Here is a 20,118-nt window from a genome sequence, read left to right as displayed (position 1 = left end):
GACAGCCCCCCCACATACCCCGAGCCGCGCGCACCCCGGAGGGGATGCGGGGCCTTCGCGAGATTCCATCATGGCGATCGACAGAACCGGTGGTCCGAAGTCCCACAACAAGCCGAAGCCGCCGGAGCCGAAGCCCGCCAACACGACGAAGAACCAGCCGGGGACGACCGGGAACGGAGGCCAGGGCGCCGCGAGGCGCAACGAGGCGACTTCTCGGCGGACGGGGGATGGTTTCGACAGCGGCAGGCAGACCACGTCGGCGCAGCGCGGCCAGCAGGCGCAGCGGCTGGGGTCCACCACGGCGCCCGCGGCGGCGCAGCCCACGGGTGCTCCGGATGGGGGCTCGCTGGCGAAGATCGGCCTGACGGAGGACGACCTCAAGAAGGCGGGGCAGGCTGCGGAGCCGCACCTGAAGAAGGCCGCCGAGTCGGTGAAGGGAGGGCACCCGGAGCAGGCGCTGGAGCACCTGCGTAACGCGGCGCTGGCCTCGCCCGAAGTGGCGCAGAAGGCCATCCGGGGTCTGGCCCAGAACCTGCCCGAGGGGCCGGCGAAGTCGCTGCTGACGGATGAGAAGGTGGCCAAGGAGCTGGTCACCAACAACGCGCTGCATGCCTCGATTGGCAAGCTGATCACGAACCCGGCGGATACGGGGGCCCTGCGCGAGCTGCTCGGCAACGACAGTGCGCGCGACGCGGTGCTGGGCGCGCTGGCGAACGACAAGACCATCAAGGCGCAGCTGGCGAAGGTCGGCCTGGAGCCTCAGGACCTGGTGGGGTTGGGGGCGGCCGCGCCGAAGCTGCTGGACGCCGCGGAGAAGATTCGCGCGGGTGATGTGAAGGGCGGTCTGGCGGACATCCAGGCGGCGGTGGAGGCCGCGCCGGGTCTGGCGGCGAATCTGGGCGAGAAGCTCGAGAAGCTCCTGCCCCAGAGCGTGAAGGACCAGTTCGCGAAGCTGGGCATCACGCCGGAGCAGATCCGCATGGCGGGACCGGCGCTGCCGCACCTGTACGAGGCGGCGGACGCGGCGAGCAAGGGCGAGTGGGGCAAGGCCTTCGAGGGGCTGAAGGAGGCGGCGATCTCCGCGCCGGACCTCTCGGCGCAGGTGATGAAGCGCCTGGGGCAGCAGCTTCCCAGCCAGTTCGGCGCGGTGAAGACGCTGCTGACCAACGAGGCCTTCCTCAAGCAGGTCGTCTCCAACCGGGACCTGCACGGGCAGGTGGGCAAGCTCTTCAACGAGTCCACGCGCCTGGAGGGCCTGCGTGGGCTGTTGGGCAACGACAAGGTTCGAGACGCGGCGCTCACGGCGCTCGGCAATGACCCGGGCATCAAGGATGCACTCAAGAAGGTCGGCCTGGAGCCGAAGGACCTGGTGGAGCTGGGAGCGGCCGCGCCGAAGCTGCTGGATGCCGCGGAGAAGATTCGCGCGGGTGACGTGAAGGGCGGTCTGGCGGACATCCAGGCGGCGGTGGAGGCCGCGCCGGGTCTGGCGGTGAAGCTGGGCGAGAAGGTCGAGAAGCTCCTGCCCCAGAGCGTGAAGGACCAGTTCGCGAAGCTGGGCATCACGCCGGAGCAGATCCGCACTGCGGGACCGGCGCTGCCGCACCTGTACGAGGCGGCGGACGCGGCGAGCAAGGGCGAGTGGGGCAAGGCCCTCGACAGCCTGAAGGACGCGGCAATTGCCGCGCCGGACCTCACGACGCAGGCGCTGAAGGGCCTGGCGCAGCAGCTCCCCAGCCAGTTCGGCGTGGCGAAGACGCTGCTGACCAACGAGGCGTTCCTCGAGCAGGTCGTCACCAATGGCGAGCTGCATGAGCAGGTGGGCAAGCTCTTCAACGAGTCCACACGCCTGGAGGGCCTGCGCGGACTGTTGGGCAACGACGCGGCGCGCGACACGGCGCTCACGGCGCTCAGTGAGGACCCGCGCGTCCAGGAGATGCTGTCGAAGGCGGGCCTGGATTCGAAGGATCTGCTCCAGGCGGGCGCTGCCGCGCCGCACCTGTTCGATGCGGTGAAGGCGTTCTCCGAGGGCAAGTTCGATGACGGCATCACCGCGCTGGGCAAGGCGGCGGATGCGTCGCCGGACCTGCTGAACAAGATTGGCGAGCGGCTCGTCAGCAAGCTGCCCGAGGGCCTGCGCAACAACATCACCAGCCTGGGCATCACCCCGTCCGAGCTCATCCAGGCGGGCCGTGCGCTGCCGGACCTGCTCGAGGCCGGCCAGGCGCTGGGCCAGGGTGACTTCCAGGTCGCGCTCAAGAGCCTCAAGGACGCGGCGGGCAAGATGCCGCCGTCCATCATCGAGAAGGCCATCACCACGACGGCCGGCAAGCTCTCGGACCAGGGCTTCGCGGGCGTGGCCCGGTCGCTGCTCACGGACAAGGACTTCGTCCACGAGCTCGTCACCAACCAGGACCTGCACGCGTCCTTCGACAAGATGATGTCGGGCGACCTGGTGGAGGGCACCAAGGAGCTGCTGACCAACGAGAAGCTGGCCACGGCGGCCGGCAACGCGTTGGCGAAGAACGCGGGCCTGATGGAGAAACTCGCCCCGTTCGGCATCCAGGACGGCAAGGACATCGCGTCGCTGGGCGGCGCCATCTTCGACGTGATGCAGGCCGGCCAGCAGCTGGCGAGCGGCCAGCCGGGTGAGGCCCTCCAGTCGCTCGGCAAGGCGCTGGCGGACGTGCCGCCGGATCTCCGAGGCCGGATGGTCGGTGCCCTGGCGGACAAGCTGCACGTGCCGGACTGGGCCAGGGACACCCTGGTCGCGGCGGCGAGCCTGCTCGGCAACGACGATGTGGGCAAGGCGCTGGGCGATGCCTTCGGGGCCCTGCAGCGAGGAGATCTCAGTGGCTTCGTGGCGGGCGTCGCCACCACGGGCAAGGCGATCGCCGAGACGGCTCCCGAGGCCGCCAAGGCGTTCCTCGACTCGCTGTCGAAGATTCCGGGCAGCCTCGGCGAGCTGTTCGCCGACAGCGAGCTGAACGCGGCGATGGTGGACTCGGGCGCGGTGACGAACCTCTTCGAGGCGGCCGAGAAGCTGGCGCACGGCGACGTGGGCGGGGCGCTGAACGAGATCGCCCAGGCGGGTGGGGCGCTGCTCACGCAGGGGGACCACTTCGAGGTGGCGGGCCAGGAGCTGCCCTTCGGCAGTCAGGGCATCGAGAACCTCACGCGGATGTTCGGCCGGTTCGTGGATGCGCTGCCGGATGAGCTCAAGGAGAAGATCACCCGGGAGGCCACGAAGTTCGCGGCGAGGGCGGGCCTCAAGTCGGTGCCCCTGCTGGGCAACATCGTGAGCGCGGGCAGCGCCATTGGCAGCGCGAAGGACCTGTGGGACGAGCTGCACAAGGATCCGAAGGATCCGCTCAACATCGCGCTGACGGCGGGCCAGCTGGGCCTGGACATCGCCGGCGTGGTGCCGGGCCTGAACAGTATTACAGGCCCGTTGCAGATCGTGCTCGGGACGGCCAAGGTCATCAAGGGAGCCGCCGATCTGATCGGCAACCTCCAGGAATTCCAGCAGGGCCTCATCGGCGCCTGAGGACGCTCCACCCACGAGCCCCATGCCGCGGCGGGGGCTCCTGGGTGTATGGTGTCGGCGGGTTTCAATCGCCCTGGGGGGCGCCTTGCCACGAGTACCATCACCATGAAGCGCTTGTTGTCGGCTGTTCTGACCCTGGTCCCCATCCTCCCGCTTCCGACCCTCGCCGCGCCGGCGATGCGTGTCACCCTGCCCGAGAAGACGAAGAACGCCTGCATCCGCAAGGTGGCCCGTCTCTCGTCCACCCAGAAGTACGATGCCGCCCTCACCGAGCTCTCCACGCCCGAGTGCACCGAGAACCTCGGAACCGAGGAGCAGCTGTGGGTCGAGCTGATGCGGGGCGTCCTGTACCAGCGCCTCGAGAAGCTCCCGGAAGCGGAAGCCGCCCACTGCCGTGCGTTGAAGCTGGAGCCCCTCGCCAGTCTACCGCTGAGCAATCCCACCGAGGAGCAGGACGGCCTCTTCGAGATGCTGCGGATCGACTGCCCGGAGCGCGAGCGGCTCGAGGCCGAGAAGGCCGCCGCCGCCGCTGCCGCCGCCGAGGCCGCGGCGAAGCAGGCCGCGCTGGCGGAGGCCACGCCCCCGCCGGCCGCGGAGGCGCCTCCTCCCGTCGACAGTGAGCCCGCCGCGGAGCCCCCGCTCTTCGGCGCGTTCCAGCTGTACGCCGGTATTCACAGCGAAGCCGATTTCCAGAGAGCGCTCCCCCTGCCGCTGTTGGGGGTGAGCGCCCAGGGCACGGTGCACCTCATCCACGGGTTGCGGGGAGGCGTGGGCCTCACGGCGCTCTCTTCCTCCGTGGGCACCTCCACGCCCGTCTTCCTGCTGATGGCGGACGTGCGGCTGGCCTATCCGCTCGTCGAGCCCAATCCGCGCTACGGCCTGCAGGTCTATGCGACGGGCGGCCCTCTGCTCTACACGATGGACTCCGGGGGCGGCGGAGCGAGGGCCGGCCTCGGGCTGGCCCTGGACGTGTCCCGGGTGCGTGTGTCCCTGGGCGGCGCCTACGAGTGGCGCGACCACTACCGCCTCGGCTACCAGGCGCCCATGGCCTGGCTCGAGGTGGGTTGGAGGCTCTTCTAGCGGAACGGGCGTGACAGCTCGTCGATGCGGTTCAGCTCCTCTTGAGAGAGCTTGAAGCCCATCGAGCCGACGTTCTCCTCGGCGTGGCGCCGCTTCGTCGCGCCGGGGATGGCGACCACCGTGTCCCCGTGGAAGTGGGTCAGCCAGTTGAGGGCGACCTGGGAGGCGGTGGCCCCATGGGCGGCGGCGATCTTCCGGAGCTCGTCGATGAGCGGGCGGCTGCGCGCGAGGCCCTTGGCGCGGAAGTTGGGCAGGTACTTGCGCGGGCCCACGCTCTTCTGGATGAGCGTCGGGTCATCGTGGAACTTGCCCGAGAGCAGACCCTGCGCGAGCGGCGAGTACGCGATGATCGTGATACCGAGCTCCTTGGCGGCGGCGAGCACGCCATTGGACTCGATGCGCCGGTCGAGCAGGCTGTACTGCATCTGATTGGAGACGAGCGGGATGCCCCGGGCCGCGAGCGCCGCGTGGGCCGCGCGCATGCGCTTCTCGGAGAAGTTGCTGACGCCCACCGTTCGGATCTTCCCGGCCTGGACCAGGTCCGCCATGGCGTTGGCCTGGGCGGCGATCGTGGTGAACGCGAAGGGCTGGTGGATTTGATGCAGGTCGACGGGGAAGGGGCTCAAGCACGCGAGCCGCTCGTCGATGGTGTTACGGATGCTGGAGGCGCCGCGAAAGGGATAGGGAAACCACTTGGTCGCGACGACGACGTCACCGGGCTTCCTGCCCAGGCGCGTGAGGGCCGCGGCGAGCGCCTTCTCCGAGCGGCCATTGCCGTAGGCCTCGGCGGTGTCGAACCAGTTGATGCCGCCATGCAAGGACGCATCGACGATCTCCTGGACCGTTTCGGAGGGCAATGCCTCCCAGAAGCCACCCGCAAGACCGAACCCCTCGGAGAACTGCCAGCACCCCAAACCGATGGCGGAGATTTCGATCTCCGACCGCCCCAGTCTTCGACGCTCCACCGTGTGTTCCTCCTGAGTCCCTCGAGCGAGGGCCAGCGGGCAATCTCCCGCGCTTTGCTCCAGAGGGCAACGACGTCGTGGCGCGTCTGACTCTACCCGAGCTTCTTGATGAACGCGGCGGCGAGCTCCGCCTTCTTCGCGTCCTTCTCGTGGGCGGGGAGCACGAGGATGCGGTCGGCGGGGAGCACCTTGCGAGCGCGCTCCTGCAGCTGGGCGGAGTACTTCGCGACGTACTCGTCGGCGGTCTTCTGGGGGACGCCGGAGGCGAGGCCCTTCTTGCGCTGCTCCTCGAGGCCGGCGAAGTCGAGCACGCAGCCATCGGCCTGGCCCAGGTAGAGCAGCCAGCTGGCGCTGTAGAGGCCCACGCGCTGCTTGTCCGCGGCGACCTTGTCGAGCGCGGCCTTGTAGAAGGGGGCGAGCTGGGGGTTCTCGCCGGGAGGCAGGCCGCCCTGGAGCATGAGCTTCTGGGCGTCCTTGTTCTCGGAGATCACATCGGTGATGGCGTCGTTGTCCACGAAGGTCAGCCCGGCGGCCGAGCAGGCGCTGGCCATCCAGGGAGCCGATTCCGCCGGCTCATTGTCGAAGACGATGACGAAGCGCTTCATCGAGGAGTCTCCAGGAGAGGGAAGTCGGGCCATCATAGCCTCGGAGGCCGGAAGGGGGGCACCCGGCCGCGCGAGATGCGGCACGCGTGGGAGGGCTGGGTTAGACAGAGGGCGTGTCTCCTCCGTATTCCGCCCCTCGTCCTCCCCAACCCCTCAAAGTCCGGCTGAAGAACACGGGCAGCCTCTTCCGGCAGCTGCCGGGCACCTTCCGCCTCTTCTGGGCATCGAGTCCCCGAGGCGCGGTGATGCTGGCGGTGCTCACCCTGGTGGCGGCGGTGCTGCCGGCGGCGATCGCCTGGGTGGGCAAGCTCATCGTGGACGGGGTGGTGGCGGCGGCGAAGGACGGGAGCGACGCCGTGCGGACGCAGGTGCTGCGACTGGTGGTGCTGGAGTTCGGGTTGATGGTGGGCTCGGCGATGGTGGACCGGGCGCTGTCGCTGACGCGTGAGCTGGTACGGGCCAACCTGGGCAACCTGCTCAACGAGCGCATCCTCGAGAAGGCGCTACAGCTGGAGCTGAGGCACTTCGAGGACTCGGACACGTACGACAAGATGCAGAACGCGCGGCGCGAGGCGAACAGCCGGCCCCTGGGGCTGGTGATGGACGCGTTCACCATCGTGCGCAACCTGGTGACGTTGTCGACGTACGCGGTGCTGCTGGTATCGCTCTCTCCGTGGAGCGTGGTGGTGCTGGTGGCGGCGAGCATCCCGGCGTTCATCGCGGAGGCGCGGCTGGCGGGGGAGGGATTCCGGTTGCACTCGTGGCGGGCACCCGAGGGCCGCAAGCTGAACTACCTGGAGTGGATCCTCACGCGGGACAACCACGTGAAGGAGGTGAAGGTGTTCGGGCTGGGCCCGCTGGTGTTGGGGCGTTACCGGACGCTGTTCCAGAAGTTCTTCCAGGAGGACCGGGCGCTGGCGATGAAGCGGATGGGGTGGGGGCTGGGGCTGGGGCTGCTGTCGCTGGGGGCGTTCTACGGGTGCTACGCGTTCGTGGCGGACCGAGCGGCGCGGGGCTCCATCACGGTGGGCGACATGGTGCTGTACCTGGGGGTGTTCCGGCAGGGGCAGGCGGCGTTCCAGGGGAGCCTCTCGAGCGTGGGCAGCATGTACGAGGGCGCGCTCTTCATGAGCAACCTCTTCGCGTACCTGGAGATACCCACGGGCCAGGAGGCGCCCAGGGTGGTGCCGGCGCTGACGGCTTCGAGGGGGAGGGGCAACGCCATCGAGCTGCGCAACGTGTCGTTCCGCTATCCGGGGAAGGAGGCGTGGGCGCTGCGCAACCTGTCGCTGCGGCTGGAGCCGGGGGAGAAACTGGCGCTGGTGGGGGAGAACGGGGCGGGGAAGAGCACGCTGGTGAAGCTGCTCCTGCGGCTGTACGAGCCGACGGAGGGAGAAATCCTCTACGGGGGCGTGAACCTGAAGGACATGGATCCGGAGGATCTGCGCTCGCGGTTCGGGGCGGTGTTCCAGGACTTCGTGCGCTACCAGTTCAACGTGGCGGAGAACATCGGACTGGGGCACGTGCCGGCGCTGGAGGACCGGAACCGGATCGTCCGAGCGGCGGAGCAGGGCGGGGCGAGCGGGGTGATCGCGACGCTGCCGAAGCAGTACGACACGATGTTGGGAGGCTGGTTCGAGAAGGGGCACGAGCTGAGCGGAGGACAGTGGCAGAAGCTCGGGGTGGCGAGGGCCTTCATGCGGGAGGACGCGGAGGTGCTCATCCTGGATGAGCCGACGGCGAGCATCGACGCGGAGTCGGAGCACGTGCTGTTCGAGCGGTTCCAGGAGCTGGCGGCGGACCGGATCGCCCTGGTGATTTCACACCGCTTCTCGACGGTGCGGATGGCGGACCGGATCGCCGTGCTGCACAACGGCGAGGTGGAGGAGCTGGGCAGCCACACGGAGCTGATGGCGCGCAACGGGCGCTACGCGCACCTGTTCAACCTTCAAGCCCGGGGCTACCGGGACTGAGCACTCACTGGATGTACCCGCTCCAGGCATTCGACAAGTTCACGAGCGGGTAGCTGTAACTCGCGGGCGGTGTGTTGGGGTTGCCCGTCGCGAACTTGTTGCGCACCTTCCACTCCCAGGAGCCTGGAGTGAAATTCGGGGCATCCAATGCGCTGCTGGGGCCGTAGCACTGGGTCCCCACCGGGGTGCTGTTCTCCTCGCCATCGGTGAGCAGGTACACCATCTTTTGCGCGGTGACCGTCCCCTGCCTGTATGCGAGGAGCCTGTCCGCGGCCTCACAGAGTGCGTAGGCGAGAGGATGGGAGGTGCCGGAGCCGACCTGAAGGGAGTTCAGCGTGAGGTGTGTGGTGGTGGCGCTCGAAAAGCCTTGCCACTCGATGTAGGAGGAGCCCTCGAACGTCCAGACGGCGAAGTACTGGGGGATGGACAACGGGAGATTCACGAGGTTCCTCGCCTGTTGGATCGCTCTTTCAAGGCGTGTGATGCCGTCGGCACCCACCGTCGACATGGACTCGCCATTCGAGATGAGGATGAGGGTGTGCCGCTCGGTGGGCGGTTGGGCCGCGGCCTCGTTGAATGAGATGAGCAGGCTGAAAGCGACGGCTGCGAGCAGCTGGAGCTTGGGGGGGTTCGTCTTCATGTGTCCTCCTGGTTGTGGGGGGGAATCACTCGACTCGGGTCCCGGGAGCGCGAGCGCCCGCCGGGCCCCGGGCGGAATGTCTTCGCTGGCTTCGATGCAACCCGAGGATCGCCAGGAGCGCGAAGAGGAACGTGGAGTGTGGTGCACCGGAGCCCGCCCCGCAGCCGCAGCCGGGATCGGAGGTGCCCGGGTTCTCGGTGCCAGCATCCGGCTCCGTACCTCCATCGGACGGCGGAGGTGGCTCGACCCCTGCATCGGTGCCCGCGTCGTCATCCGGAGTGCCGGCATCATCATCCGGAGTGCCAGCATCGACGCCCGCATCACTGCCCGCGTCCACGCCGCCATCCACGGGGCCTGAATCCCCGGCGAGCACGCGGACCTCCACCGTATCGACGGTCGCACGGTTGTCCTGCCCCACGGTGACGCGGAAGGCCAGCACCGTGTCCACGGGCACCACGGGCGCGGTGAACGTCGCGGCGCTCTTCCCACCCTCCTCGAGCACCACGGGGGGGCCCGATACCTGGTGCCATTGGAATGTCAGGGCGCCACCCTTCGGCGCCTGGCTTCCGGAGGCATCCAGGTGCACGCGTCGGCCACCCGGGACGGTCTGGTCCGGACCCGCTTGCGCCACCGGATAGCCGGAACCGGGGCTGCTCACGGAGAAGTCCTCGACGACTCCGGTCAGGTCCACCGAGTTTCGCGGTGGGGCGATGGCGTTCGGCCCCGCCCCCCGGCGGGCATAGGCCTCGGCGAGGAGCGCGTGGTCCGTCAGATCCTGGGCCGCCGCGACCGCCAGGAGCGCCTGGAGTTGCTCGGTATAGGTCGCGTTGGGAGGCGCGAGCTTCATCGCGGCGACGATGTAGTCGGCCATGCGGCGCCTGGCCGTCTGGAAGCTGTACCGGGGTGTGGGAAGCCGCGTCTCCCGGAGCAGGGCGACGTACCCCTCGAACAACAGACTCGCGAAGATCTCCCCCGCGTTGTGGATCTCCGAGTTCCCGGGCTTCCGGCTGGCCATGGGGTGATGGGTGGGCAGGGGCTCGCCCTCGGAGATGTGCCGGAGGCTCAAGTCGTTGATGCCCTTGTTGACGGAATAGGGGGCCCGGCGGATGCCGAAGTAGGCGCTGTTGTTGCCGAGCGCGACGCCCGCATAGGGGGCGAGGGCGTAGCTCCCCTCGAGCGAATCACCTTCACGGAGCAGCATGTGCAGGGCGATGAAGTCCGCCCAGCCCTCGCTCATGGCGAGGCACTGGGTCGTGGTGCACGGGCTCATCAGGCGCAGGTGCAGGTAATGTCCCCACTCGTGGGCCACGAGCGTGTTGTCGAGGGAGCCGTCACGATCGATGGAACCCCGCCACAGGATCGCGGTGAGGGAGTCCTGCTGCCCGGCGAGCTGGACGAGACGCTCGCCATCCTCGTACGTCACCGAGAGCACGGGGATCTTCACGACGATCGACGCGTCGTCATTCGTCATCCGGGGCGGTGGGGCGCCCGGTACGTTGTTGAGGATGATGACTCCCGAGGCGCCCGCCTGCTCGGCGTTCCGGGCCTTGAGCGCCATGGGGCACGTCCCACGCTCGATCATGACCACGGTTCCACCCAGCCCGCCGCCCATGGCCTCACATCCATCATGAGTGCTCGGAGCGGCGACTCCATCGTTCACGAGCACCAGGGGTTGGGTGACCTGGAAGTGCTGCGAGCCGAAGAAGGCCATGCCTGTCGGGTAGCGCTGGCCGGAGACCTCCACGAAGTGCTCCTCCGGACCCAGCCAGATGAAGACCTGCATGCGCGGTGACTCACCATCCGCGGGCACGCTCATGAAGGCGTTGTTGGAGCCTTCATGGCCCTGGGCCTCGGCGAGCAGCGGATCTCCTTCCAGGCCGCCCCGGCCGAAGTTGCTGGCCTGGGCATTCCCAGCGGCCTCGTCGAAGCCAGAGACGTAGAAGTCATCGTGGAGCCAGTTGGTCGTGTAGAAGAGCTGGGTGACGGCGGCCTGGGTCTGCTCGGCATGGGCCAGGGGTCCGAGGCTCGTGTCATAGACATGGTCGAAGCGCCTGCTCCCCGGGACGGTCGCCGCGCGGAAGTCGGACCCGGGCGTGAAGCCATCGGGAGCGGAGAGGTCCGCATAGGCATCGACGTTGTTGCCACGGCTCTCGGTCGCACCGGGGGGAAGCCAGACATCTCCCCTTCCGTTGAAGCCCTCCATCGACACCCATCGCGGGGGAATGAAGGCGGGTCCGGTCCCATCCGGAGTACCCGAGGGATGTGGTGTGTAGTCGGCCTGCGGTCCATCGAGGGGGGTTCCAGCCCCGTCCGCCTCCGCCCAGACCCGGTACTCGAAGGAATCCGCGTGGGTCAGCTCCTGGCGCCGCAGCACGGCGCCATCCTCCGCGGAGACGACGAAAGCCTCCGCGTTGGAGCTGTTGCTCGCATCCGTCCCGAGGTTGGTCTCGACGTAGTACGCGGGGACGAGCTGGCCATTCCTCGGGAAGAGGACCCGCTTCGTCCGGGCGGGTGCGACGAGCGTCATCCGGGCGCCGTCGAAGGCCCTGCCAGGAGCCAGCGCGAAGGCGCGGAATCCTCCTGGCATCGGCTCCAACTCACGCAGGTCCGCGGATGCGCCCGCGACACGCGACAGCTCGCCGAGCGCGTGCGCCACGGCCTCCCCATGGGAGAGCCGGAAGGCGTATGGTCGGGGCCTGTCTGCTTCCTGGAGGTTGCCGCCCACGGCGACCAGCTGGAGGTCACGCGTCAGCAGCACCTCGAGCTTGCTATCGAGGACCTCGATACCCTCGACGCGCTGGCGGAAGGAGACGAGGATGCCGCCGCGGCCCGTATCGTGCACCTGGTGGATGGCGGCCGTGCGGAGTGTGGCTTCTCCCAGGTGGTAGAGCGGCGCGAGCCGCTCCAGGTACCAGGACGCGGCGGCCTCGGGAGTGGAATGTGCTTCCGGGCTCGACTCCCGGGATTGGCTCCAGAGGAGGGTGGGCACACCCCGCTGCGGCTCCAGGGAAGTGATGTGGACGTGAGGGGGCGCCTCGGAGATGTCACGCTGCGGGAGGGGATTGTCGCAGGCCGAGAGGGCTGCGAGCACGAGCATCGTGAGGGCTTCGCGGCGAAGTTGCATCTCCTACCCCTGGGCGAGCACGCCACCGCATGTGGCTCGAATCATTCTGAAACGACGAAAGGAAGGACGCGAGGGCTTCCGTCCTTCCTTCCGCCAGATACTTCTCCGGGTTGACTACTTGTTGATGAGGAGCGAGCTCGAGCCGCAGCCGGCGCCCGCGCCCTGGTTGTTCACGACGATCACGTAGTCGTAGTAGTCGACGACCTTGTCGTTGTTGAAGTCCGCCGCGGGATTGCCGGGCGGAACGGTGAAGGTGAAGTTCGCCATGACCTCGTTGTAGTCCGTGCCGTCCACGCAGAAGTCGCCGTTGGTATCACCGAAGACCGGAGCGGGCTTCGCGTCCTCGATCTGGGTGAAGGTACCACCGGAGTCCTGCGCGAGCGTCTGGAGGAACGAGTAGAAGTCCGCCAGCTTCGACATGGAGCGCGGCGCCATGGCATGGCCCTCCGGGGAGTACTCGAGCGCGGAGGACGAGGCGCTCCGGAGGCTGATGTAGCCGCCCAGCACGGTCACGTTGAGCACCGCCGGGAAGAAGGCACCCGCGGGAGGAGGCGTATTGGGATTGAGGGTCGCGAACTTGTTGTAGACCTTCCACTCCCAGGAGCCCGCCGTGTAGGGCGGGGTGTTCAGCGTGCTCGAGGGGCCGTGGCACTGGGTGCCGGCCGGCGTGCTGTTCTCCTCACCGTCGGAAACCAGCTTCACCACCTTCCGCGCCTTGTTGCCGAGCTCCGGCTTGAAGGTGAAGAGCGCGTCGATGGCGTCGCAGACCGTATAGGCCAGGGGCGTGACGCCAGTGCCCACAGTCAGCCTGTTCAGGGTGGCGATCGTGGTCGTGGCGCTCGCGAACCCCTGCTCCTTGATGTAGCTGGTGCCCTCGAAGGACCAGACGGAGAAGAAATGGGGGATGGCGAGCGGCAGGTTCACATAGTCCTTGGCATTCTGGATGGCCGCCTGGAAGCGGGTCTGGCCATCGGAGCGCGTGACCGTCATGGAGCCACTGCGATCCACGACGATGATGCTGTGCTGCTCGGTGGGGACCGGAGGGGGCTGGGCCAGAGCCTCGCCCGCCTGCATGACCAGGGTGAAAACGGCGACCGCCAACAATTGGATCGTACCCTTCATCATCTTCATTCCTTTCGCTTTCCTGCGTTGACTGCGTTCTACCTGCTCACCGCGGAGCTCGCGCCACAACCCGAGCCGTAATTGTTCACGACGATGGTGTAGTCATAGTAATCGACCACCCTGTCATGGTTCACATCCGCCGCCGCGGGCGCGGGAGGAACCGCTTGGCCGTAGTAGCCGAGCACCAGGTTGTAGTCCGTTTCGTTGACACAGTAATCCTGGTTGGTGTCTCCAAAGACCGGTACGGGGCTCGAATCGCCAATCGCGGTGAATGTGCCCCCCGAGGCCGTGGACACGCCCTGGAGAAAGGCAAGATAGGCGGAGGTCAACCTGGGCTGGACGGGCACCGCGCTCCTCCCGGTGGAGGAGACTTCGCGGACCGGGCTCCCGGTGCTGGCGAAGCTGATGTAATTATACAAGACATCGACGTCGAACACGAGCTTGTAGGGCCCCGGGTCATCCCTCAACGGATCTCCCGTCTTGAGCATGTTGCGGACCTTCCACTGCCAGGAATCCATCGTGAGGTCTGGATAGGGCGTGGCGCTGTCGGGGCCGTAGCACGGGGAGCTGGGGGGGGTGCTGTTCTCCTCGCCATCGGAGACCAGACGGACCACCTTCTCCGCCGTGACACCTGGATTGTATTGCAGGAGCTCGTCCACGGCGTCACAGACCGCGAGGGCGAGGGGCGTCACCCCATTCCCGACGCTCAGTCGGTTCAGGGTCGCGAGCGTGGTCGCGGCATCCGCGAAACCCTGCTCCTTGATGTAGGAGGACTCCTCGAACGTCCAGACGGCGAAGGAGCGGGGCAGCGGCGAGGACAGGTTGACGTAGGACCTGGCGCGCTTGATGGCCTCGGTGAACCGGGTCTGCCCATTGCTCCGCACCATCTGCATGGAGCCACTGCGGTCGATGACGATGATGACGTGCCTTTCGCTGAAGGATTGAGCCATCGCCTCGCCGGCCCATGGGAGCAGCGCGAGGGCGGCGAGCAGGAGCACGTACGAGCCCAACCTGGACAATGTCTGGGTCTTCACTTCCATCTCCTCTCAGATGCCCAGGACGCGGACGGGCACGAGGGTGTCGTCGCGCGTCCCGTCCCCGAGCTGGCCTTCGCCGTTGTAGCCCCAGGCCCAGGCCGAGCCGTCCGAGCGCAGCGCCAGGGTGTGGTAGTCCCCGGCGACCACGGACACCACGCCGCTCAGGCCCGTCACCTGGACTGGTGTGTTGCGATTGATGAGCGTTCCATCCCCGAGCTGGCCGTCGAAGTTGAAGCCCCAGGCGCGCACCGTGCCGTTCGAGTGCAGCGCCAGCGAGTGGTAGTTGCCGGCGGCCACGGACACCACGCCGCTCAGACCCGCCACCTGCACCGGCGAGGGGCTGTTGAGCGCCGTCGTCCCATCCCCGAGCTGGCCCGAGCCGTTGTAGCCCCAGGTCCACACCGTGCCGTCCGAGCGCAGCGCCAGCGAGTGGTAGCCGCCAGCGGCCACGGACACCACGTCGGAGAGCCCCGCCACCTGCACGGGCTGGATGTGCCAGGCGTACGAGCCACTGCCAATCTGGCCGTCGAAGTTGTACCCCCAGGCCCACACCGTGCCGTCCGAGCGCAGGGCCAGGGAATGGCTGTCTCCGGCCGCCACGGCCACGATTCCGGACAGCCCCACCACCTGCACGGGCTGGGTCCTGTCCGTGGTCGTTCCATCTCCGAGCTGGCCGTAGCGGTTGAAGCCCCAGGCCCACACCGTGCCGTTCGAGCGCAAGGCCAGCGCGTGGTAGTTGCCAGCCGCCACCGCGGAGACACCGGAGAGCCCCACCACCTGCACGGGCCGGGGCCTGTCCGTGAAGGTCCCATCCCCGAGCTGCCCGTACTCGTTGACGCCCCAACTCCACACCGTGGTGTCGGCCTTGAGCACCACGGTGTATTTGAACCCGGCCGAGACGGCCACGCCCCCACCCAGGTTCAGGGGGGCCGCGACGAGACTGTCGAGGCCCGTCCCATTGCCGAGCTGCCCGTTGTAGTTGTCACCCCAGACCCACACCGAGCCGTTCGAGTCCAGCACCACGGAGTGGAGCTGGCCGGACGTCACATCCGCCCTGCCCAACGACAGGAACGACACCTTCACCGCGGAGCTCCGGGGGTTGAACGTGCCATCCCCGAGCTGGCCGAAGACATTGTCACCCCAGGACCACACGGTGCCATCCGAGCGCAGCACGAGCGAGTGCTTGTACCCCGCCACCAGGGTGACGCCTCCGCTCAAGCCGGACTGAACGGGCACGCGGCTGCTGGTGGTCGTCCCATTGCCGAGCTGGCGGTAGCGATTGTCACCCCAGGCCCACACCGCGCCGTCGGAGCGCACCGCCAGCGAGTGGTAGTTGCCGGCGACCAGCGTCATCACGTCGCTCAGGCCCACCTGCACGGGCTGGAGCCGGTTGGTGTTCGTCCCATCCCCGAGCTGGCCATACGTATTGAGGCCCCAGGCCCATACCGTGCCATCCGAGCGCAGCGCCACGGTATGGGAGGAGCCGGCGGAGAGGGTCACCACCCCGCTCAGGTCCGACACCCGCACCGGCACCTTCCTCGTGGCCGTCGTGCCATCCCCGAGCTGGCCGAAGCGGTTGTCGCCCCAGCCCCACACCGTGCCATCCGAGCGCAGCGCCAGCGAGTAGTAGCCGCCGGCCACCACGGCGATGACACCGCTCAGGCCCGGCACCTGCACGGGCAGGTTGCTACTGGTCGCCCCCACGTTCCCGAGCTGGCTGTAGCGGTTGTCGCCCCAGGCCCACACCGTGCCGTCCGAGCGCAGCGCCAGGGCATGGGAGAACCCGGAGCCGAGCGAGACCACTCCGCTCAGGTTCTTCACCCGCACCGGCACGGGGCTGGCGGTGTTCGTCCCATTGCCGAGCTGGCCGCTGTAGTTGTCACCCCAGGCCCACACCGTGCCGTCCGAGCGCAGCCCCAGGGAGTGGTAGTCTCCGGAGGCCACGGACACCACTCCACCCAGGTACGTCACCTGCACCGGCGTGGGGCTGTCGGTGAGCGTCCCGTTTCCGAGCTGGCCCTGACGGTTGTACCCCCAGGCCCACACCGTCCCATCCGAGTGCACGCCCACCGAGTGGTACTGCCCCAGCGCCAGCCTCGCGGCGGCGGGCCGGCCCCCGAGGGGAGAGCGCACCCGCCCCGGCATGGACTCCTCCACGCCGGGTGCCCACCCACAACCCGTCACGAGCCCCACGCCGAGCAGCACCGCCAACGTCAGACACATTCTCCGTGCTCGGAGGGATTGCCTACCAGACATGCACAGCCTCGACGAAATGGCCGTCAGTGACGGCACCAGGTTTGCCCCTCGGGGTCCTTGCATCCATCCAACACCCAGCGTGCGATGACGCGCCGGAGCTCCAGGGGGAGCTCCACTCCGGCCATGGGCATGCCAGGTCGCGCGGCGACGAGCCCGTGCTCGGCCTCCAGCGCGCGGGTCTCCAACCGGCGCCAGAATTCCTCGCCGGATTCGCGGCGCAGGTAGGCCTTCAGGCCCTCCGCGTCCGCGGTGAAGGCACTCGCGGCACGCGGGCTGGTCGCGTGACAATGGACGCAGGTTGCGTCCCGGAAGAACGGCCCCCAGAGATAGCCCAGCAACGCGGGCGGCAGCTCCGTGGGGACGGCCATCTCCTCCAACTTCAGTCGGGAGACTCGCGCATCCAGCTCCCGTTCCGCCTCGGCCCTCATCTCTCCGAAGAGCCGGTACAGGAGCTTCGCCTCTCCGGTGGAGAGGGGCACCACGGGCATGGTGCGCGCCTCGCGAGGCGCACGGACCTTCCCGGCCGCGTAGTCCCGCAGCCACTCGGCGGTGTAGAGCCCCAGCGACACACCACTCCGGCCCGACACCGGCTTCGGGCCTCCATGGCAGCTGAAGCAGCGGGCCGTCCACAGCGCGTCGGCCTGGCGCCGCTCCTCCACCGTCAGCTTCGCGGGCGCCTTCTCCCGGGCCGGCTGCCGCACCCCCAGGAGACCCGCCACGGCCTTCAACGCCTTGGGCTGGAGGGCGGGGTAGGCCATCATCCTTGGTGCCCGGCTTCCCTGCTGAGGGGAGAGGTTGCTCGGACGCTTCAGGAAGGCCGCGAGCCGCTCCCAGGACACCCGGGGGACGGCCCCCTCTGGTGGCTCCACGGTCTCCGGGGCATTCATGTACGCCAGCGGGGAGGTGGCGAGCTGCGCCAGCTTCTCCTCGCGCACGGGCACGGCGTAGTAGCGCCGGTCCGTCTTCCCCTTCTGCTTCTGCGCGGCCACGTCGTTCAGCTCCGCGTGGCAGCCATAGCATTGGCTGTCATTCCAGTGCCCCAGGCCGTTGGCGAAGCGGGACTTCGGCTCGTTGCGCCGGGCGGTATGGCACCCGACGCACTCGTCCACCTCCAGCGCGCTGGCGAGGGCTCCCGGGCCCACGAGCAGGATGAGGACGAACAAACACTTCACTGCGTGCCTCCTGGGAGGGCGGTGATCCGCACCGACGAGGAATCCGATTCCAGCCGGGCAATCTCCTGCACCACGGCGCGGAAGTCCGCGGCCGTCGCCTGCTCCGGCTTCTCCTGACACTTCACATACGCATCCACCAGCACGTACCCGGATACCCTCCACTCCGTGGCCGTGGCCTCCGCGGGGGGCAGGCGCTGGAGGACGCAGGCCTGTAGCTCCCTCTTCCTCTGCTCGGGCTCCACGCCACCCTCGCCGGGGCACGCGGTCCACCACATGAGCCCACCCAGAATCCACACATGCCTCGGCATTACCCGTGCTCCCACGCCGGAGTGGCCACGGCACCCGCCATGGCTGCTCCTGGCGTCCTGTTGACAGGGGTTGAAGCGCGTCTCGCCCTACCCGAACTTCAGCACCAGCGGGTCCGGCGTGCAGATGTAGACGGGTTGGCTCGCCGTGGTGCTGGACATCGTGGCCGTCTGGGCATTCAGGTCCAGCGTGAACGCCTTGATGTAGGCCTCCCAGCCCACCTGGGGATCCGCGGTGAGGAAGAGCGAGGGCGAGAGCTGGGCCAGCCGCGAGGACTCGAAGAGGACGTCCCAGCTGTTCCCCGTCAGGCCCGAGGAGGTGCTCTGCAGCACCCCGTCCGTCACGAGCCTCTGGTTGATGGGGGAGATGTTCAGCTTCTGGCTCGCCGGGTCGCACAGCGGGATGGACGCGCGCAGGGTGATGACCGGGCGCGAGTTGATGATGGACAGCACTTCCGCCTCGCTGTCACTCAGGAAGAAGAGACTCAGGCTGCAGGCGATGGGGTAGTTGCCCGCGAGGATCCTCGGCGTGTAGCCCGCCGGCATGTAGGAGAGCAGGTTGGCGATCTCCTCCGTCGGCTGGCACGCACTGGCCGGAGGCAGCACCTTCGCGTCGGTGATGCCATTCTGGGAGATGAAGCCGTTGTACAGGTTCTGCCGGTGGGCCGTTGGGATCAGGTTGACGATGAGCTTGCGCATCCCACTGACGTTGGTGGGCGGCCCGTTCGGAACCTGCTCGTAGCTCGTGTAGTAGACGGGACCCCGGTTCATGCCCACGTACGGCACGAACACCATGCCGGACTGCTCGAGGGTGCGCGCGTAGTCGAGCGGCGGTTCGGTCTGGGCGTGCGCGGCCGGCGCCACGAAGGCGAGCAGGCCCAGCACGGCTGCGGAAAGGACGTAGGGAAGACGCATGGAAGTTGTGGGGGCGGGAGGATGAGGGGAAATGAGGGGCGGGGACCCTCCTCGTGGAGAATCCCGCCCCCCGGCTCACGTCTCGGTTACTGCTGGCCCAGCAGCGCGCGGCAGCCCGGATCGTTCATGTTCCAGTTCACGCGACCCATCTCGAAGCCGCCCGTGAGGCAGGACACGTTGAGCATGGTGGGCGCCTGGAAGTCCGTCGGGCCCGGGTTGTACTGGATGTAGACCACCTCGTTCTTCTCGAGGATGAGCTTCTCGTAGTTGGCGCGCAGGGTGAAGATGGACGACGTCTGGTTGGACACCTGGCCATTGACCGGCGTGGTGTACTTGCGCACCTCGTTGAACAGCTCGTCCTGGAGCCGCTTCTGCACGGCGTTCACCACGTTGATGAAGTTGGCGTCATTGGGCGCCGTGGGGCCCCAGGTGCCGTTGGACTGCAGGTACTCGATGCGGATGCCGCACTCGTTCTCCGCCGAGCACTGCACCAGCCGCTGGAAGAAGGCGCGGACCTCGATGTCCACGCACGAGCTGAGGTGGAAGGCGGCGAAGGCGCTGGCCTGCTCGAAGAGGGACTTCCAGTTCACGTGGAAGCGCGCCTGGCGGGTCAGCTCGCTGGTCTTGATCTCCCAGTCGATCTTCGCCGACAGCACGTTGTCCCACTGGGCGCCCGTGGCCATGAACGTGCGCAGCTGGTTGGTCCAGCCGGGCAGCGTGGTCGCCTGGAAGGAGATGTCCTGGGCCACGACACTGCCGTTGAGCGCGGGCAGGCTGTTGAACTTGTACATCACGTTCGTGTCGAGGTCGTACGGCTGGGTCGGATCCTCGTGGGTGTAGCACTTCGGGACGGTGATCGTCCGGGTCTCCCCCGTCGTCGGGTTGGTGATCTGGAAGGTCTCCTTCTCACACTTGACCTCGACGCGGCCATTGGGGGGCGCATAGCCAGACAGCAGGAACTTGGTCTGGGCCTTGGTCGCCGGAGCCGGGGTGATGCGCATGCCCTTCGCGGTCGCCTCGCTCTGAAGCAGGCTGAGCGCGCCCAGGTCGCTGGTGGTGGAGAGCGAGCCACCCAGATTGACGAGCTCCTCACCCGCGAAGAAGCCAAACGACGGGTAATAGGCGGAGATCTGGAAGCGCGGGATGGGCGAGGTGCTCAGCGGCGACTGCACGGCCACGCCACCGCGACGCGGCACGTAATAGACGAGCGTGGCATCATCCGTGTCCCCCAGCAGGGTGAAGGCGTCCTGCACGGTGGCGGAGAAGTACTGCGCCACGTTGCGGGCGGAGGGGGACATCGGCGCGGCGGCGGCCTGGCCAGCGGCACCCACGGACATCGCGACCACGGCGGCGGACAGCAACGATTTCTTCATGTTCGAG

The 20,118-nt window shown here is 68.0% G+C and carries 14 protein-coding genes; 3 read left to right on the top strand and 11 right to left on the bottom strand.

All coding sequences use genetic code 11. From position 1 onward, the window contains the following. The first annotated feature begins 70 nt into the window (after positions 1–70). Both JQX13_RS09195 and JQX13_RS09190 read left to right on the top strand, forming a co-directional pair. Positions 71–3,544 (top strand): hypothetical protein, encoded by a 3,474-nt coding sequence (locus JQX13_RS09195; protein ID WP_203408668.1) that lies wholly within the window; start codon positions 71–73, stop codon positions 3,542–3,544. A 105-nt stretch (positions 3,545–3,649) separates the two neighbouring features. Next, the gene (locus tag JQX13_RS09190; RefSeq protein ID WP_203408667.1) at positions 3,650–4,624 is read left to right on the top strand and encodes a hypothetical protein; all 975 of its coding nucleotides are present in this window, start codon (positions 3,650–3,652) and stop codon (positions 4,622–4,624) included. Here JQX13_RS09190 and JQX13_RS09185 read toward each other — a convergent pair. Both JQX13_RS09185 and JQX13_RS09180 read right to left on the bottom strand, forming a co-directional pair. Beyond that, the gene (locus tag JQX13_RS09185; protein WP_203408666.1) at positions 4,621–5,589 is read right to left on the bottom strand and encodes an aldo/keto reductase; all 969 of its coding nucleotides are present in this window, start codon (positions 5,587–5,589) and stop codon (positions 4,621–4,623) included. The two genes, JQX13_RS09190 and JQX13_RS09185, sit on opposite strands and share 4 nt — an antisense overlap. Before the next feature lie 92 nt (positions 5,590–5,681). Beyond that, entirely contained in the window at positions 5,682–6,194 is a 513-nt protein-coding gene (locus JQX13_RS09180) for a hypothetical protein (protein ID WP_203408665.1), read from the bottom strand. A gap of 113 nt (positions 6,195–6,307) precedes the next feature. Here JQX13_RS09180 and JQX13_RS09175 point away from each other — a divergent pair, with 113 nt between their 5' ends. Next, positions 6,308–8,167 carry an ABC transporter ATP-binding protein gene (locus JQX13_RS09175; protein WP_203408664.1) on the top strand — a complete coding sequence of 620 codons (1,860 nt, stop codon included), beginning with the start codon at positions 6,308–6,310 and terminating at the stop codon, positions 8,165–8,167. A 4-nt stretch (positions 8,168–8,171) separates the two neighbouring features. Here the strand turns inward: JQX13_RS09175 and JQX13_RS09170 are convergent, their stop codons facing one another. The 9 genes from JQX13_RS09170 to JQX13_RS09130 form a co-directional block, all read right to left on the bottom strand. After that, positions 8,172–8,807: a vWA domain-containing protein gene (locus JQX13_RS09170; protein WP_203408663.1), complete on the bottom strand. Its 636-nt coding sequence runs from the start codon at positions 8,805–8,807 to the stop codon at positions 8,172–8,174. A gap of 25 nt (positions 8,808–8,832) precedes the next feature. Continuing rightward, positions 8,833–11,931, bottom strand: a complete 3,099-nt coding sequence (locus tag JQX13_RS09165) for a M36 family metallopeptidase (protein ID WP_203408662.1) — start codon at positions 11,929–11,931, stop codon at positions 8,833–8,835. 114 nt (positions 11,932–12,045) lie between these two features. Continuing rightward, positions 12,046–13,056, bottom strand: a complete 1,011-nt coding sequence (locus tag JQX13_RS09160) for a hypothetical protein (protein WP_239014636.1) — start codon at positions 13,054–13,056, stop codon at positions 12,046–12,048. A gap of 35 nt (positions 13,057–13,091) precedes the next feature. Next, positions 13,092–14,093: a VWA domain-containing protein gene (locus tag JQX13_RS09155; RefSeq protein WP_203408660.1), complete on the bottom strand. Its 1,002-nt coding sequence runs from the start codon at positions 14,091–14,093 to the stop codon at positions 13,092–13,094. A gap of 6 nt (positions 14,094–14,099) precedes the next feature. Further along, entirely contained in the window at positions 14,100–16,313 is a 2,214-nt protein-coding gene (locus tag JQX13_RS09150; protein WP_239014635.1) for an RCC1 domain-containing protein, read from the bottom strand. Between the two features lie 56 nt (positions 16,314–16,369). Next, complete coding sequence (locus JQX13_RS09145; RefSeq protein WP_203408658.1) at positions 16,370–17,518, bottom strand: hypothetical protein; 1,149 nt, start codon at positions 17,516–17,518, stop codon at positions 16,370–16,372. Next, positions 17,515–17,793: a hypothetical protein gene (locus JQX13_RS09140; protein ID WP_203408657.1), complete on the bottom strand. Its 279-nt coding sequence runs from the start codon at positions 17,791–17,793 to the stop codon at positions 17,515–17,517. Before JQX13_RS09140 ends, JQX13_RS09145 begins: the two co-directional genes overlap by 4 nt. A 120-nt stretch (positions 17,794–17,913) precedes the next feature. After that, positions 17,914–18,738 (bottom strand): hypothetical protein, encoded by an 825-nt coding sequence (locus JQX13_RS09135; protein ID WP_239014634.1) that lies wholly within the window; start codon positions 18,736–18,738, stop codon positions 17,914–17,916. 86 nt (positions 18,739–18,824) lie between these two features. After that, the gene (locus JQX13_RS09130; RefSeq protein WP_203408656.1) at positions 18,825–20,111 is read right to left on the bottom strand and encodes a hypothetical protein; all 1,287 of its coding nucleotides are present in this window, start codon (positions 20,109–20,111) and stop codon (positions 18,825–18,827) included. Positions 20,112–20,118 lie beyond the last annotated feature (7 nt).

The organism is Archangium violaceum (genome assembly GCF_016859125.1).
GTDB classification, from domain to species: domain Bacteria; phylum Myxococcota; class Myxococcia; order Myxococcales; family Myxococcaceae; genus Archangium; species Archangium violaceum_A.
The sequence above is the reverse complement of the archived record's forward strand: the minus strand, read 5'-3'. Positions and strand labels throughout refer to the sequence as shown.